The 16129-nt window shown below is 51.4% G+C and carries 13 protein-coding genes and 1 other RNA gene; 3 read left to right on the top strand and 11 right to left on the bottom strand.

Translation table 11 applies throughout. The annotated features are described in order from the left end of the window. Nucleotides 1–118 precede the first annotated feature (118 nt). The 4 genes from dnaJ to hrcA all read right to left on the bottom strand — a co-directional run bounded on the left by dnaJ (nucleotide 119) and on the right by hrcA (nucleotide 5020). Nucleotides 119–1267 carry a molecular chaperone DnaJ gene (gene dnaJ, locus CLFS41_RS12480; protein ID WP_007858703.1) on the bottom strand — a complete coding sequence of 383 codons (1149 nt, stop codon included), beginning with the start codon at nucleotides 1265–1267 and terminating at the stop codon, nucleotides 119–121. 135 nt (nucleotides 1268–1402) lie between these two features. Further along, on the bottom strand, nucleotides 1403–3265 hold the full coding sequence (gene dnaK / locus CLFS41_RS12475; RefSeq protein WP_007858704.1) for a molecular chaperone DnaK: 1863 nt from the start codon (nucleotides 3263–3265) through the stop codon (nucleotides 1403–1405). Nucleotides 3266–3313: 48 nt separating this feature from the next. Beyond that, nucleotides 3314–3961, bottom strand: a complete 648-nt coding sequence (gene grpE / locus CLFS41_RS12470; RefSeq protein WP_330629970.1) for a nucleotide exchange factor GrpE — start codon at nucleotides 3959–3961, stop codon at nucleotides 3314–3316. A 6-nt stretch (nucleotides 3962–3967) separates the two neighbouring features. Further along, nucleotides 3968–5020: a heat-inducible transcriptional repressor HrcA gene (hrcA, locus tag CLFS41_RS12465; protein WP_007858713.1), complete on the bottom strand. Its 1053-nt coding sequence runs from the start codon at nucleotides 5018–5020 to the stop codon at nucleotides 3968–3970. Between the two features lie 376 nt (nucleotides 5021–5396). On the opposite strand from hrcA, the gene CLFS41_RS12460 reads away from it, so the two are divergent. Both CLFS41_RS12460 and CLFS41_RS12455 read left to right on the top strand, forming a co-directional pair. Further along, nucleotides 5397–5963, top strand: a complete 567-nt coding sequence (locus CLFS41_RS12460; protein WP_007858722.1) for a 3D domain-containing protein — start codon at nucleotides 5397–5399, stop codon at nucleotides 5961–5963. Nucleotides 5964–6242: 279 nt separating this feature from the next. Next, nucleotides 6243–6965 (top strand): 3D domain-containing protein, encoded by a 723-nt coding sequence (locus CLFS41_RS12455; RefSeq protein WP_007858724.1) that lies wholly within the window; start codon nucleotides 6243–6245, stop codon nucleotides 6963–6965. A gap of 70 nt (nucleotides 6966–7035) precedes the next feature. Here CLFS41_RS12455 and CLFS41_RS12450 read toward each other — a convergent pair whose 3' ends face one another. From CLFS41_RS12450 to ybaK, 5 genes are all read right to left on the bottom strand, one after another. Next, nucleotides 7036–9309, bottom strand: coding sequence for a SpoIID/LytB domain-containing protein (locus tag CLFS41_RS12450; RefSeq protein ID WP_007858726.1), 2274 nt, complete (start codon nucleotides 9307–9309; stop codon nucleotides 7036–7038). Nucleotides 9310–9377: 68 nt separating this feature from the next. Beyond that, a non-coding RNA gene (gene ssrS / locus CLFS41_RS29440) (6S RNA) lies at nucleotides 9378–9552 on the bottom strand. A 92-nt stretch (nucleotides 9553–9644) separates the two neighbouring features. Continuing rightward, entirely contained in the window at nucleotides 9645–10970 is a 1326-nt protein-coding gene (locus CLFS41_RS12445; protein ID WP_045092656.1) for a pyrimidine-nucleoside phosphorylase, read from the bottom strand. Nucleotides 10971–10986: 16 nt separating this feature from the next. Beyond that, entirely contained in the window at nucleotides 10987–11463 is a 477-nt protein-coding gene (cdd, locus tag CLFS41_RS12440; protein WP_329809190.1) for a cytidine deaminase, read from the bottom strand. 24 nt (nucleotides 11464–11487) lie between these two features. Then, nucleotides 11488–11955 (bottom strand): Cys-tRNA(Pro) deacylase, encoded by a 468-nt coding sequence (gene ybaK, locus CLFS41_RS12435; protein ID WP_045092469.1) that lies wholly within the window; start codon nucleotides 11953–11955, stop codon nucleotides 11488–11490. Between the two features lie 162 nt (nucleotides 11956–12117). Here ybaK and CLFS41_RS12430 point away from each other — a divergent pair, with 162 nt between their 5' ends. Beyond that, a complete protein-coding gene (locus CLFS41_RS12430; protein WP_045092468.1) occupies nucleotides 12118–13212 on the top strand; it encodes a DUF362 domain-containing protein in 1095 nt (364 codons plus the stop codon). A 15-nt stretch (nucleotides 13213–13227) separates the two neighbouring features. Here the strand turns inward: CLFS41_RS12430 and CLFS41_RS12425 are convergent, their stop codons facing one another. Both CLFS41_RS12425 and CLFS41_RS12420 read right to left on the bottom strand, forming a co-directional pair. Next, a complete protein-coding gene (locus CLFS41_RS12425; RefSeq protein WP_007858741.1) occupies nucleotides 13228–13974 on the bottom strand; it encodes an alpha/beta hydrolase in 747 nt (248 codons plus the stop codon). Nucleotides 13975–14180: 206 nt separating this feature from the next. Continuing rightward, the gene (locus CLFS41_RS12420) at nucleotides 14181–15890 is read right to left on the bottom strand and encodes a DEAD/DEAH box helicase (protein ID WP_007858744.1); all 1710 of its coding nucleotides are present in this window, start codon (nucleotides 15888–15890) and stop codon (nucleotides 14181–14183) included. Between the last annotated feature and the right edge of the window lie 239 nt (nucleotides 15891–16129).

The following is a 16129-nucleotide window of genomic DNA, read 5'->3' as shown; positions in this document are numbered from 1 at the left end:
GAAAAAAATCAGCCCGCTAAAATAGCGCCGCAAAACATCAAACCAGCCGGAAACAAAGCATATGCCGCCGGTTAACCGCGGCATATAACTTTGTTTCCGGCTGATCCAAAACCCAAATTTACTTAAATATACCTTTTTTCTTGGGCTTTTCTTCCTCCGAAGGAGTGATTCCATTCATTGCATCATCAAACCGCCTTAAGGCTTCCTTCTGCGCCTGGTTCATACGCTCCGGCACCTGCACCACCAGGGTCACATAGTGATCTCCGCGGACATTGCGGCTGCGCAGGGAGGGAACGCCTTTTCCCTTAAGGCGCACCTTGGTATCGGTCTGTGTCCCCGGCCTCACCTCATATTCCACCTCTCCGTCCACGGTCTTGATGCGGATCGGGCCTCCCAGGGCCGCGCGGGCAAAGGAAATGGGTACAGTGGAATAAATGCTGGTGTCCTGACGCTTAAAGATCGGATGCTGGGAGACAACCGCCTCCACCAGAAGATCGCCGCGCTCTCCGCCATTGATGCCGGGTTCGCCTCGGCCTGCCTGGCGCACGCACTGGCCGTTGTCAATACCGGCCGGAATGGGCACTGCAAATTTCTTGCGCACGGTCTTATAGCCTGTGCCGTAGCAGTCCGGACATTTTTCCTTGATGATTTGGCCGGTCCCGTTACAGTCCGGGCAGGTCTGCACATTCTGCACCTGGCCGAAGAAGGACTGCTGGGTGTACATGATCTTACCTTTTCCGTTACACTTGGAACATGTCTGGGGAGAGGTGCCCGCCTTTGCCCCGGTTCCGTGGCAGCTGGCACATGTCTCCTTGAAATTGATCTCTATCTCTTTTTCGCAGCCAAAAACAGCTTCCTCAAAGGATATCCTGATGGAAGTCTTTATGTTAGCGCCCCGCATGGGCCCGCTTCTTGCCCTGGAAGAACGGCCTCCGCCAAAGATATCCCCGAAAATATCCCCAAAGATATCTCCCATATCCCCGTTAAAATCAAAGCCGCCGAAACCGCCAAAGCCGCCGGCGCCTCCGCCGCCCTGGTCAAACGCAGCATGGCCGAACTGGTCGTACTGCTGACGTTTCTGGGGGTCACTGAGAACGCTGTACGCCTCAGAAGCCTCCTTAAACTTAGCCTCTGCCTCCTTGTCGCCTGGATTGGCATCCGGATGGTATTTCTTGGCAAGTTTCCTGTATGCTTTTTTCAGTGCATCATCGTCCGCATCCTTGGGAACGCCCAGAACTTCATAGTAATCTCTCTTGCTCTCTGCCATGTTGTTTACCTCTTAATCTATTAAAACGCCCTGAAACCGCCTTGTTGCAAACCGCTTTCAACGCACTCTTTATCAGCCACAAAGGGGTTAGGAACCGTATGTCCGGCTCCTAATCCCCATTATAATTATCTTACATTATACTTCCTTAAAATCTGCATCCACTACATCATCGTTTGGTGCGGAGGACGCGCCTGCGCCGCCCATGTCAGGACCTGCACCGGCTGCTCCGGCTGCCTGGGCCTGCTCATAAACCTTTGCAAACAGCTTCTGTGCGCTGTTCATCAGCTTCTCTTTGCCTGACTTGATGTCCTCAACCTGGGCATCCGTCATCTCTTCCACGGGTGCGCGGTTGATGGCTTCCTTCAGGGAATTAAGGTCTGCTTCCACCTCTGCCTTGTCATTGGGAGAAATCTTGTCGCCAACTTCCTCCAGGGCCTTCTCGGTCTGGAACACCATGGAATCAGCATCATTTCTGGCGTCAATTGCCTCTTTGCGCTTCTTATCCTGTGCCTCGTACTCGGCAGCTTCCTTCACTGCCTTATCGATATCGTCATCGGACATGTTGGAGCCTGAGGTGATGGTTATGTGCTGCTCTTTTCCTGTTCCAAGGTCCTTAGCAGATACATTTACAATACCGTTGGCATCAATATCAAAGGTAACCTCGATCTGGGGGATTCCTCTTCTTGCAGGCGGGATCCCGTCCAGACGGAACTGTCCCAGCGTCTTATTATCCCTTGCAAACTGACGCTCACCCTGTACCACGTGGATATCCACAGCAGTCTGGTTGTCTGCAGCGGTTGAGAAGATCTGGCTCTTCTTTGTTGGGATGGTGGTATTGCGCTCGATCAGCCTGGTGGCAACGCCGCCCATGGTCTCGATGGACAGGGAAAGAGGTGTAACATCCAGAAGAAGGATATCTCCTGCACCGGCATCGCCTGCCAGCTTGCCGCCCTGGATCGCTGCACCAATGGCAACACACTCATCCGGGTTCAATGATTTGCTGGGTTCCTTGCCTGTAAGCTGTTTTACCTTTTCCTGAGCAGCGATCATACGGGTGGAGCCGCCTACCAGCAGCACCTTGCCAAGTTCGGAAGCCGTAATGCCCGCATCCTTTAAAGCATTCTGTACCGGGATGGCTGTGCGCTCAATAAGGTCATGTGTCAGTTCGTCAAATTTAGCTCTGGTCAGGTTCATATCCAGATGCTTTGGTCCCTCTGAGGTAGCTGTGATAAACGGAAGGTTGATGTTGGTGGTGGTAGCTGTTGACACTTCCTTCTTTGCCTTCTCAGCAGCTTCCTTCAGTCTCTGAAGGGCCATCTTATCCCCTGAAAGGTCAACGCCCTCCGCCTTCTTAAACTCAGCGATCATCCAGTTGGTGATCGCATTATCAAAGTCATCGCCGCCCAGACGGGTATCGCCGTTGGTGGAGAGAACCTCGATCACGCCATCGCCGATCTCGATGATGGAAACATCAAATGTACCGCCGCCCAGGTCGTATACCATGATCTTCTGCTCTTTTTCATTATCAAGGCCGTAAGCCAGCGCCGCGGCTGTGGGCTCGTTGATGATACGCTTTACATCCAGGCCGGCAATCTTGCCCGCATCCTTGGTGGCCTGGCGCTGTGCGTCATTAAAGTAAGCAGGAACAGTGATAACCGCCTCTGTCACGGTCTCACCCAGATAAGCTTCCGCGTCTGCTTTCAGCTTCTGCAGGATCATAGCGGAGATTTCCTGTGGCGTGTACTTCTTGCCGTCAATATCCACCCTGTAATCTGTTCCCATGTGGCGCTTAATGGAGGAGATGGTCTTATCCGCATTGGTAACTGCCTGACGCTTTGCCGGCTCACCGATCAGCCTCTCTCCTGTCTTAGTAAATGCAACCACTGACGGTGTGGTCCTTACTCCCTCTGCATTGGCAATAACAGTTGGTTTTCCGCCTTCCATAACAGCAACGCAGCTATTTGTTGTACCTAAGTCAATACCAATAATCTTGCTCATAGTTTTTTCCTCCTGATATTTTTATATGAATTTAGTTAATGGCCAATATTAGTTGGCTACCTTTACCATACTGTGCCTTACCACACTGTCCCTGTACAGATAACCCTTCTGCAATTCCTCAACCACCACATTCTCCCCAAGGTTTTCGTCATCCACATGCATGACCGCGTTGTGGAAATTGGGGTCAAACTCCTGGCCCGCGGCTTCGATCGCCTTAACGCCGGCTTCTTCCAATGTCTTCCGGAACTGCTTATATATCTTCTCCATACCCTCGGCAAGGGGGCTTCCCTTTTCTTCCTCCGGTATGGTAGCTAAACCTCGCTCAAAATTGTCGATCACGGGAAGCATCCGCTCAATGATGTCCCTGGCGCCCATCTCATACATGGTGGACTTTTCTTTCTCAGTTCTCTTACGGAAATTCTCAAACTCAGCCATCTGGCGCTTCACCCGGTCCGTAAGTTCTTCTATCTTCTCATCTCTGGGATCTTTTTTCTTTTTAAAGAATCCCTTCTTTTCTTCCTTGCCCGCGCCTTCCTCGGGTGCTTCCGGGGATTCCTGGGTGTCCTCCGCCCCGCCCTGTGCTTCCTGGGCCTGGCATTCCTCACCTGCAGCCTGTTGGTCTTCCCCGTTCACTTCTGCCTGCGCCGCTGTTTCCGCTTCTTTTTTTAACTCTTCATCCTTCATATCTTCACTCACAGCCTATCACCTTTCATCTTTTTTAAATGCCGCATCCAGCTGGTTCATTAGATTCCGCAGGGTTCCCAGCACCTTCTCATAATCCATCCGCTTGGGACCAATGATACCAATGGTTCCCCTAAGTCCTCCTCCCAGATCATAATTGGCAGTCACCACACTGCAGTCCTTCATGGACTGCACCGGGCTCTCATCCCCAATATAGACCTGGATGTCTGAATTGTTCTCTGACTCCGCATTGACCCCTGATACGAATTCCTGGAGCACTTCCTTGTGCTCCAGAGTACCGATCAGACGGCTGGCCTTGTCGCCTTCCGAAAGCTCCGGATACTTAAAAATGTTGGTCGCTCCACTGGTATATATCTGCAGATCCTCTTCCCCTGCCCGGATGGCTTCCGCCACCTCGTTCAGCACCAGGTCCACTACCTGGCTGTGGATGCCTGCATCATCTTTCAGCTTGCTGATGATGTCCAGATTAATCTCTTCAATTGTCAGTCCGTTGAGACTGCTGTTCAACAGGATGTTCAGGTTCAGGATTTCATCATCACTCAGATCCTCGGTGATATCCACCATAGTGTTCTTAATGATGTTTCCCTCCACCACCACAACCACCAGCAGCTTGTTTTTCTCCATCTTTGAAAGCTGGATGAACTTAAGCTTTGTCTTGTGATAGCTGGGACCGCTGATCATGGCCGCATAGTTGGTATTGGAGGCAAGGACCTGAGCCATCTTCTTAAGGACCAGTTCCAGCTTATCAACCTTCTGGACCATCATGTCCTTGAACTCAGTTACCTCATTCTCCTTATCCTGCATGATCTGATCCACATAGAACCGGTATCCCTTATCAGAAGGGATACGGCCCGCGGATGTATGGGGCTGTACAATGTATCCCATATCCTCCAGGTCTGACATCTCATTGCGGATAGTGGCAGAGCTTAATTTCAGGTCCGAATACTTGGAGATGGTTCTGGAACCAACGGGTTCCCCTGTCTCCAGGTAGGTCTTGATAATCGCCTTTAATATGGTTATCTTCCTGTCGTCCAGGAATGCATCAACCGGCATCTGCTCACCTTCCTTTCCGAATTATTAGCACTCAGTCTCAAAGAGTGCTAACATCTACATTCCATAATATATTCCTTCTGAGAGGATTTGTCAAGAGATAATTCTAAATTCTTTCATTATAATTTATTTGTTCCCCCGCCCCACCACATATATCCTGTATGCGTCCCCCACCGGAACCCATATATATTTGATTTCACCTCCCACTTTTGCCAAAAATATTTCAAATTTATGCGTTTTATTCCCCACTTTTCACGATTATGTAACACTTGTTTCATCATTTCAACTTGACAATTAACAATTTTGTAATATAATAGATATACATATTTAAGATGTCATATAAGACCATAACAACGGATAAAGACTGCGAGGTAATTGTATGCACCATATAAGAAAGGTCCTGCTGGCTGCCGCCATGGCTTTCCTGTGTCTGGGTTCTGCTTTTCCTGCGTTTGCAGATGAACCCGTGGGAACAGACGTCACTGTTATAGAAGAAACAGAGGATGACACTCCGGAGAACACGGAGAATACCCAGGCCGCGGACACGAAAAAGGATCATGTTTCGCATAAGGCCAAGGTTAGCCAGTCCTCAGAGGATGAATATGTGGATGCGGGCCCCGGAGCCGGGAAAAAGGAGGATCCCCCTAAGCAGGAGGAGATTTCCATGGGCCGTTTTTCCATCACCGGATACTGTAACTGTGAAAAGTGCTCCGGCGGACACGGACTGACCTATTCAGGCACTACTCCCACACCGAACCATACTGTAAGCGCTGATCTGGATGTATTTCCTCTGGGTACCAAATTAAAGATCGATGGGATCATCTACACGGTTGAGGATAAGGGATCCTCTGTAAACGGCAACATCCTTGATATCTTTTACGGCTCTCATGCCGAAGCCCTTGCCAAGGGTACATACACCGCAGAAGTATTTCTGATCGAAGAATAATTTTACAAATGAGCCGTCCTGAACAATAACACATATATTATAAAAGCACTACAAGCCTCCTGGATCCGGTCCGGAGGCTTTACTTTTTGTATTTTTGAAGAAACTTTGATATAATTCCTGCGAAAAACCACGTATTTCCATTTATTTCCTTGACATAAGGTGGAAATTATGGTAAAACCTTGTTTATTGCTCATATATTACAAAAGTATTACATATTATTTATTAATATGTTAAAAAAATGTTTTGAATATTAAGCGGGCAATAGGAGGTAACAAATACATGAAATTCAGACACTTATTAACCGGGACCATTCTTACCATCAGCATACTTGCAGCCACGGCAGTCACAGCATTTGCAGCTGTATCCAAGGGACGTTTTGAGACAGTTGACAGCAATGTCATCAGCGGATGGGCCTACAACAGTGATTCCCCTGACCATGCGCTGAACGTTTTAATAACCATTACAAACAAAAATACAGGAGAGGAAGTATTTTCCCGCAGAATGTCTGCCGGCGAATACAGGGAAGATCTCTACAAAGATAATAAAGGAAACGGATGCCATGGCTTTACCATTGACATTGACTGGGACGCATATCCGGAAGGCGTGTACCTGGTAGAGGGCGCCGTGGGTGACCGGAGCTTTTCCAATCCCAGGACCTACGCCAACGGAAACAGCCAGACGGGCACATCTGCCCCAGGAAGCCAGGCTTTGATCCCCCTGGGCGTCTTTAAGACCACCGCCTACTGCCCCTGCAGGGCCTGCTCCGAGGGCTGGGGACGCCACACATGCACCGGGGCCATTGCCACGGCCGGACACACCATTGCAGTGGATCCCAGGGTGATCCCTTATGGCTCCAAGGTCATGATCAACGGCGTGGTGTACACGGCCGAGGACCGCGGCGGAGCTGTGAAGGGCAACCACATTGATATATTTTTTAACACCCATGCTGAAACCAGACAGCACGGCACTCAGAACGCCGAGGTGTATCTGGTACAGTCATAAGAACGGAGCAGCATAAAAACAGGACCCCAGGCATGATAGGATCTTCCTTCATTGCCTGGGGTCCTGTTTTTTAGTTTCCGATCTCCCTTAATTCTGTCCCGTTATAAAAGAATGACAGGATCGCGGTATAATCCTTTCCTTCCTTTGCCATACCCTGGGCCCCGTTCTGGCTCATGCCCACGCCGTGTCCAAAACCGCCGCCGTACACATGGAAGGATATGCTGCCGTCCTCGCCGCTTCTCTTTTCAATGGAAATGAATGCGCTGGGGAGGGTCTGGCTGCCCTCCATGGTCTTGCCGTCCTGTTTGGTGATTACAAGGCTGCTGCTGCCCAGTGCCGAGCGGATGGCGCTCTGTCCCTTCACTGTGACCGTACCGTCACTTCCTGTCACCTGAAGCTCACTGGCGATCCCTCCCGGGCCTCTTGAAACAACGGTCATATCCGTCACCTTGCCTGCCCCGCTGACCTGGGCGGAAATAATGTCGCTGCTGATATCCGTCTCCCACCGGAACATGGCAAAGGACGAATCATAGGCAGATGCGTCACTGTTTCTGATATAGGAATCAAACTTGTCATTATCCCCCTGGCCCAGTGTTCTGCGCCCTGACTTTACCTCCACTGCCTGAAGGTAGGGCAGCTTATCCGCATCCGTTCCCCAGACGCTGACATCCGCCGTATGGCCGCAGGAAGTGGAAAAATAGAATGCGTCAATGGGATTATCCTCATAGAACAGCATCTTGCCATATGTTTCCTTGACCGCCTGCGTGGTCCTCTCATCCGGGTTGGTATTATTGTACACCTGGAAGTTGGTGCTGTCATCCACGTGGGCACCGTACTGGCTGTATGAGTTTCCCTGGATCTGGCGGTAAGCGTAGGTTCTGGCACACACTGCCTGGGCCTTCAGAGCTTCCTTTTCATAGGAGGGCGGCATCTCGCTGGGAACTACCCTGGTAAGATAATCCTCCAGAAACAGGTCATTGACCAGGACCAGCCCCTCCTCACAAGCTTTGATCTCCATTTTTCCGCTGTACACAGGGGTGCCCTGGCTGCGCTCAATGGTTGGCACCGCGATCCCCTCGTCACCCTCCGGCGTTATGATGATCCGGCCATATTTTAAACGTTCATCATCCGGGGCGACCGTAAGCTGCGTCCCTGCTTCCAGGCGCTCTTTCTCCGTCTTGCCCTTGGAGTTCTCATATTCCATCTGGGCTGCGCCGCCCAGGACAAGGGTGGCCGATGGGTGGTACAGGCTCTTAAAGCCTGTGTCCATCAGCAGTACGCGGATGGTCTTTGCATCAAATTCCCGCTCCAGCAATGCTGCGCACAATTTCCCCTCCGCCGCCACAAACTCCTGCAGGTCATATCCCACCAGGATATCCTTTGCTCCCAGCACTTTAAAATCCCCATATACTTTGTATACATGGAAATTCTCAGATAAGGGGATCTCGCCGTACCCTTCGATCTCAATGGCATTATCAGTGACCGAGAGCACCTTGCCGCTGATACGTTCCCGCTTCATGGTGATCTTTCTCAGCTTTCCGCCTTCCATATGGAGATCAGCCAGGTTGCCGGCCATATCCGTCACATCCCCCATCTTATCACTCACCGGGAACTCCCTGTAAGCAGTGCCCAGATAGGCCTTGAAATGCCTGCCGTCAGACTCAGCCAGCCATATGTTTTCATAGACCACATCCTCTGAGATCAGCTGTCTCATGGCGATCATCTCACCGTCCCTGGCAAGAAACTGTATCTCGCAGTCCAGATACGCATCCAGTGCAAGGCCCTGGAAACCAAAATTACCTTCCGTGGTGTACGCGGTCCAGCTTTCAGCCTGGGGCAGGTTGGAGGGTGTTCCGTAAAGCACGGCATCCACTGTCTTTACCGCACCATCCGGATCCGTCTGGGAAAGGATCCCTTCATAAAGGCGCCACCACTCCTCCTCAGGAAAGGCCCTGTCCCTGTTATGTTTGGTCGCACCTGCCTGAAGCTTCAATTTATTGGAAACCTGCCCTGCCATAAAGGCGGCTTCCTGATATGTAAGATACCCCTGCGCCGTGGAAAGGGAAGGAGTGGTCATCTCCTCATCCAGGTATCCCTCATCGTACAGGTAATCCATATATTTCACAAACCAGTTGTCCTTTTCCTTGGCAGAAAAACGGGAGCTTCCCCGCTCCTTTTCCCGCCTGGAACATTCATCCTTGGTGGTAACAGCCAGCGCCATGGCTTTGAATGCCTGTGCCCTTGTAATACCATCCTTGGGAGGTTCCATGGTAACTATGATCACCATTAAGATAACGACTATGGACACAACGCCGGCCACCCATGCTATCATTTTATTTCTCATATAGATCCGCTCCTGTATCATGGGGTAAATAAATGAAAGCAGCGGCGAACCGCTGCTTTTATCATCTGTAACCCCAAAATGCCGTCTCTTACTTATTGACGCCTAGCAATGCTAGGTGGGCAACCTCACTTAAGCATCTGCCTTCCACTCGAAGGAGGCTTGACATCCGCTTAAAAATATTGGAATCCCTTGAGTCTAATGTAGGTTCAAAATTGGTAAGAGTGTCGAACATTCCAGGTAGTTACAGATCAACATCATTTATCTTGGTGTTATTATACCCCAAACATCTGCGTTTTTCAAGCTGATTTTTCTGAACATTTATGGAAGTTTTTCCATTAACTAAATCTTTCCACTCCATAGTCAGAAACTCTGGCATATATAAGGGGTTCTTTGGCCGGTGCCAAATCTCCTATGGCGCAGGATGAAAAGAATTTATCCGCTCCTGCCCTGATCCGGTCCTGATCAGATCCATGGAGCACGGCCAGCACATCCCCGGCCTCCACTCTCTGCCCGTATTTCTTTTTTAATTGTATACCGGCGGAATAGTCGATGCAGTCATCCTTGGTATTGCGCCCTGCTCCCAGAAGGACGGAAGCAATGCCGATCCCCTCCGTGTCCATATGGGTAATGTATCCTGATACAGGCGCCTTTACCTCATAGAGCATTTTTGCCTCCTCAAACCGCTCTGGCTCCCAGATATAGTTCTCATCGCCTCCCTGGGCCTTTACCATGGCCGCCAGGCATTGCAAGGCACTGCCGTCCTCTATGGCCTTCCCGGCCTGCTCCCGGCATTCCTGCACACTTCCCTTGTCTGCCATATGGAGCATGTTGGCTGCCAGTTCCAGGCACACCTGCGTCAGGTCCTCAGGTCCGTTCCCTCTCAGCGTGCGGATGGCCTCTGTCATCTCCAGGGAGTTGCCCACCGCATATCCCAGAGGGATATCCATATTGGTGATCAGAGCGCAGCATCTGCGGCCTGCCAGGATGCCGATGGAGACCATCTTTTCAGCCAGGCTGATGGAATCGTCCAGGGACTTCATAAACGCGCCGCTTCCTGTCTTTACATCCAGCACAATGCTGTCGCTTCCCGCAGCCAGCTTCTTGCTCATAATGGAGGAGGCGATCAGCGGAATGCTGTCAACCGTGGCTGTCACATCCCTGAGGGCATACAGCTTTTTATCTGCCGGCACCATGTTCCCGGACTGCCCGATTACAGCGATCCCCTGTTCACGCACAATATCAAAGAATTCATCCCTGGGAATGGCAGTCCGAAATCCGGGTATACTCTCCAGTTTATCCACGGTCCCGCCGGTGTGGCCCAGACCGCGGCCGCTCATCTTGGCCACCTTGACGCCCAGGGAAGCCACCACCGGTCCCACCACCAGCGTGGTCTTATCTCCCACGCCTCCGGTGCTGTGCTTATCCACCTTGATCCCCTCAATGGGCGACAAGTCCACTGTGTCGCCTGAATGCGCCATCTCTAATGTAAGATATGTGATCTCCTGGTCATTCATTCCCTGAAAATAAATTGCCATCAGCATGGCGGACATCTGGTAATCAGGGATTTCTCCGTTTACAAACCCCTTTACCATATAGGAAATCTCTTCCTTTGTGAGTGCCATCCCCTTTTTCTTGTTCTCGATCAGATCATACATCCTCACAACCATCCACCACCTTTCATCTTTCCCCTGACCCTGTCAGGTGATCCGGCCCAAAGCCGTCCGGCAAAAGCTGTTCCAGGGTATATTCCCTGTAGTCCTCCGCTGTCTTAGCCACCAGGACACGAAAAGACGAGGGATCGCAGAACTCCCGCATCACCTGCCTGCAGACACCGCAGGGAGGACAGTAGTCCTCAATCACTCCATCCGGTCCCCCGCACACCGCAATGGCTTCAAACTCCCTCCTGCCGTCTCCCACTGCCTTGAATATGGCGCACCGCTCCGCACACACGCTGGGCGTGTAGGCCGCGTTCTCAATATTATTCCCCGTATACACGGTCCCGTCCGCACACAAAAGCGCTGCTGAGACATGGAAATGGGAATAGGGGGCATAGGATCTGCCAAGGCCGTCAACCGCCATCTGTATCAGTTTCTGTTTATCCATGTTCGTTATCTCCTTTTCCATCTGCTGCCCATGCTTTGACCGGCTTCTGATCTTATTATAATACAAGGAAGCTGCCTATACAAGGGAAACAAAGGTCCCCTCCACATAGTCCCTCAGGTCCTGGGGTGACAGGGTGACCTGGACTCCCCTCTGTCCCGCGCTGACCATGATGGTGTCAAAAGCCTGGGCCATCTCTTCTATATAAGTTGGGAAATGCTTCTTCATTCCAATGGGGGAGCAGCCGCCTCTGATATATCCTGTAATCCCCAGCATGTCCTTTACATGGATCATCTCCACCTTTTTCTCCCCAGCCGCCCGGGCCGCCTTTTTCAGGTCCAGCTCCTCGTCCACCGGGATGCAGCACACCATATATCCCTTTTTTTCCCCTTTTAACACCAGGGTTTTATACATCCTGTCATGGTCCGCACCCATCAGGTCCGCCGCATGGCTGCCTGAAAGGTCATGTTCATCCACCTCATAAGTGCCTGTCTCGTATGTGATCCCGGCTGCATCTAAAAGTCTCATTACATTCGTCTTAACCATACACTCTGCTCCTGTACTTCATTTCTTTTCCAACACATCATACCCCTATTTGGGCATATCCGTCAATGGCAGTCTTAAATCCTATTCACAAAATCCGGATTTGCATTTATAATAGGGAATGATATGGATTTACCACATCCGGAGGAAAGGGGTACTTTTAGAATGGAAAAAAATGATATCATCATCATTCATGGAACAGATTACAAGAATATGGCAAAACGGGTGCTGGAGCAGGCAGATGTAGCCTCAGACATCGGGGACAGGGACAAGCTGGTGGCCTTAAAGCCAAACCTGGTAACGGCCAGGGATCCATCCAGCGGAGCTACCACCCACGCAGAGCTGCTGGCGGGAGTGATCGAATATTTGCAGGAGCACGGCTTTACCCATGTCACGGTCATGGAAGGGTCATGGGTGGGTGACCACACCGGGGAAGCGTTTCGCGCCGCTGGATATGACCGGGTATGCAGCCGCTGCCACGTTCCCTTTGAGGACCTTCAAAAAGACACATGGAAGGAATATGATGCTGCCGGCATGAAGATCAAACTCTGTGACAAGGCTGCCGCCGTGGACTACATGATCAACATGCCCGTACTGAAGGGGCATTGCCAGACCACGGTCACATGCGCCTTAAAGAACAATAAAGGCGTTATCCCCAATTCGGAAAAACGCCGGTTCCACACCCTGGGCCTGCACACCCCCATTGCCCACCTGAACACCATTGCCCGCAATGACTTTATCCTGGTGGACAATATATGCGGGGACCTGGATTTTGAGGAAGGCGGCAATCCCGTGGTCATGAACCGGGTGCTGGGATTTAAGGATCCGGTGCTCTGTGATTCATTTGTATGTGACTGCATGGGGTATTCGCCTGAGGATGTGCCCTATATTACCATAGCCGAACGCCTGGGCGTAGGGAGTACGGACACCGCCCATGCCAATATGATCTACCTGAACCAGGCATCCGAGGCCAACAGCCGTTTTAAGATGACCAGAAGGGTACAGAACCTGGCCGCCTACACCTCCCCTGAGGACGCCTGCAGCGCCTGTTACGGCTCCCTGATCTACGCTCTGGACCGTTTAAACGACAGCGGCTTCCTTCACAAAAAGCTGCCCCACATCTGTATCGGACAGGGCTATAAAGGAAAGGAAGGGGAAATCGGCGTGGGCCAGTGCACCTCCTGTTTTGCAAAGACCTTAAAGGGCTGTCCGCCCAAGGCTGCCGATATTGTGGAGTTCCTGTCTGAGAACTGGAAATAAAGAAAGGGAACCGTATTACAGCCCCTTTTCCCTTAACCACGCAACAATGTGGCTGGCATATGCCTTTTCCTTTTTCAGAAGGGTAAAGTGATCCGCCCCCTTTACAAACACCACCTTTGCGTCCATGATCTGCTCCCCCATCCACAGGGAATGGCGGGGGCGTATCAGGTCGTGGCGGCCTGTAAGGATCAGTACCGGCGCCTGGATCCGGGACAGCTGGGTTTTAGTAAGCCTTGGCCAGTGGGCCATCAGGCCGTTTAACTGGCGGCCTGCCACTGCCCGTTCCTTCATGGGGCCGGTCAGGGGTATCTTCTCCATCACATGCCAGAGCGCGTATTTTGCCCTGACCTGAACATAGAAAAAGGCATTCATTCCCCTGGGCAGGGCATTGCCGCTGACAGCCACCACTGCCAGCACCTTGTCCGGATACTGGCTGGCCGTCTCCAGGGCCACGTTAGCACCATCGCTGAAGCCCAGGATCACGGCCTGGGGCACATGGAGCACTTCCATGACCTGCACCACATCCTCGGCCATTCCTGATGTGGTCAGTTCCTGGGCACGGGCTTCTTCCTTTAGATGGGATGCGCCATGGCCCCGGCTGTCCATCAGGATCACGCGGTAATAACGGCTCATCAGGCCGGCCAGACGGCTGAAGATCTCATGGCTTTCACCATTGCCGTGAAGCATGATCAATGGAATGCCCTGTCCCAGTTCTTTATAATATAATGAAGCAAAACGATTGTCCACATATCCTTCGCTCATAAACATCTGCCTCCCGTCTTCCATTTAAACGATTTCTATTGCAGTTCTTTTAAACATGCCGTCAGGCCAGCCGCTAAAAGACGGCGGCCGGAGCGTATGCGTCCTTGTACACTGATGGTAACATACCCTGAGTATATTGTAAATATTCAAAGGCCCGGCAGTTTATCTTCTGCCGGGCCGCTACTTTATCTTCTGAATTAATTTTCTTATCTTCTGTTGTTGGCTTTTTCCACGTGAACATTCTTTCCTTTGATCTTGGCGTGGGACATTGCCTTCAGCACTTCATCCGCATACTGTCCCGGCACATCCACAAACGTATAGCCATCGTACATGTCAATGCTTCCCACCATACGGCCGGGAATCCCTGACTCGCCTGCCACAGCTCCCAGGATATCTCCCGGTGTGACCCTCTGGGCTTTTCCTATATTGATGAAAAGCCTTGCCATCTTCTCATCCCCGTCACCCAACACATAATCCACAGCCGCCCTGTCCGTAGCGCCTCTGCGTCCCCTTCCAAAGGAGGCGCCTCTCTCACGGCCGCGTCCCCGGCCTGCGTTGCGTCCAAAGCTGTCCAGTTCATCCAGGGAACGGGCCGGCATGGTACAGTCTATAACATCTTCATTGTCATCACCCATGTTCATCTTAAGAAGGGCTGCCGCCAGATCCAGGGACGTATAATCCTCCTCCATTAGCTTCTTCTCAATGATGTTTACCATCTTGGTCAGGTCACTGTCATTTAGGATATCCATAACCTGATCCAGCACCTTCTCCACCTTGATCTCCGTAATATCATTCAGGGACGGGATGGCCTGGGGAATGATCTTGGTCTTACAATAGCGCTGGATGTCACGCAGCTTATACACTTCCTTGCCCACAACCAGGCTGAACGCCTTGCCCTCGCGTCCTGCTCTTCCTGTACGGCCGATCCTGTGTACATAGTACTCGTCATCCTGAGGCACGTCATAGTTGAAAACAGCTTCCACATCCCCTACATCTATGCCCCGGGCCGCCACGTCCGTGGCCACCAGGATCTCTGTACGGCCGTTACGGAAACTGTCCATAACACGGTCACGCTGTATCTGCTTTAAATCTCCGTGAAGGCCTTCCGCAAAATATCCTCTGCCCTGAAGCGCCTGCACCAGATCGTCCACCTGTCTCTTGGTATTGCAGAATACGATGGAAAGTTTTGGCGCGTACATGTCCAGCAGTCTGCACATTACCTCCACCTTGTTCTTTGGTTTCACCTCATAGTAATACTGGGTAACCTTGGGAACGGTCAGTTCCTTTTTGATAACCCGGACTGTCACAGGGTTATCCTGGAACTTCTTTGCAATATCGGCAATCGCCTGAGGCATGGTTGCTGAGAACATCAGTGTCTGCCTCTCCTCCGGAAGCTGGCTTAAGATGGTCTCCATATCCTCTAAAAATCCCATATTCAGCATCTCGTCCGCTTCATCCAGCACAACGGTGTGTACATGGTCCATCTTTACGGTCTTGCGGCGCATATGGTCCATCACACGTCCCGGGGTACCCACCACGACCTGTGTGCCGTCCTTTAAGGAACGTATCTGCTTTACAATATCCTGCCCTCCGTAAATGGGAAGCACCTTTGTGCCGTGCATAAACTTGGCCAGACGGCGCATCTCCTCGGCCACCTGGATCGCCAGCTCCCTTGTAGGAAGCAGTATAACGGCCTGAAGCTTTTTCACCTTTGGGTCCACCTTCTGAAGAAGGGGGATTCCGAACGCCGCTGTCTTGCCCGTACCTGTCTGGGCCTGGCCGATCATGTCCCTGCCTTCCATGGCAACCGGAATTGCCTGGGCCTGGATCGGTGATGCCTCCTCAAATCCCATTTCCGTAATAGCACGGATAATTCTTTCATCTAACTGTAACTCGTCAAACTTAACTGTCTCCATATAACTGATTATGTCCTTTCTTCCTCTGCCGTTCCCTGATCTGAGGGCCGGCAGGCCGCCTTGTGCATTTCCCCTACATTACCGCAATGCGTGTCTGAAACCCATTTTCAGGCACACGTCTATTCATCTTGCACCGCAAATTTAACGTTTTTCTCAAAAACGAATATCCTTTTCACACAAAAAGCGAGAGGCTTTACAGGCACGTCTCGGGCCTTTCATCCTCTCGCTTCCCACGGTAA

This window comes from Clostridium sp. FS41 (assembly GCF_000954015.1).
GTDB classification, from domain to species: Bacteria; Bacillota; Clostridia; order Lachnospirales; family Lachnospiraceae; genus Enterocloster; species Enterocloster citroniae.
This window is presented reverse-complemented; position numbering and strand designations above follow the sequence as displayed.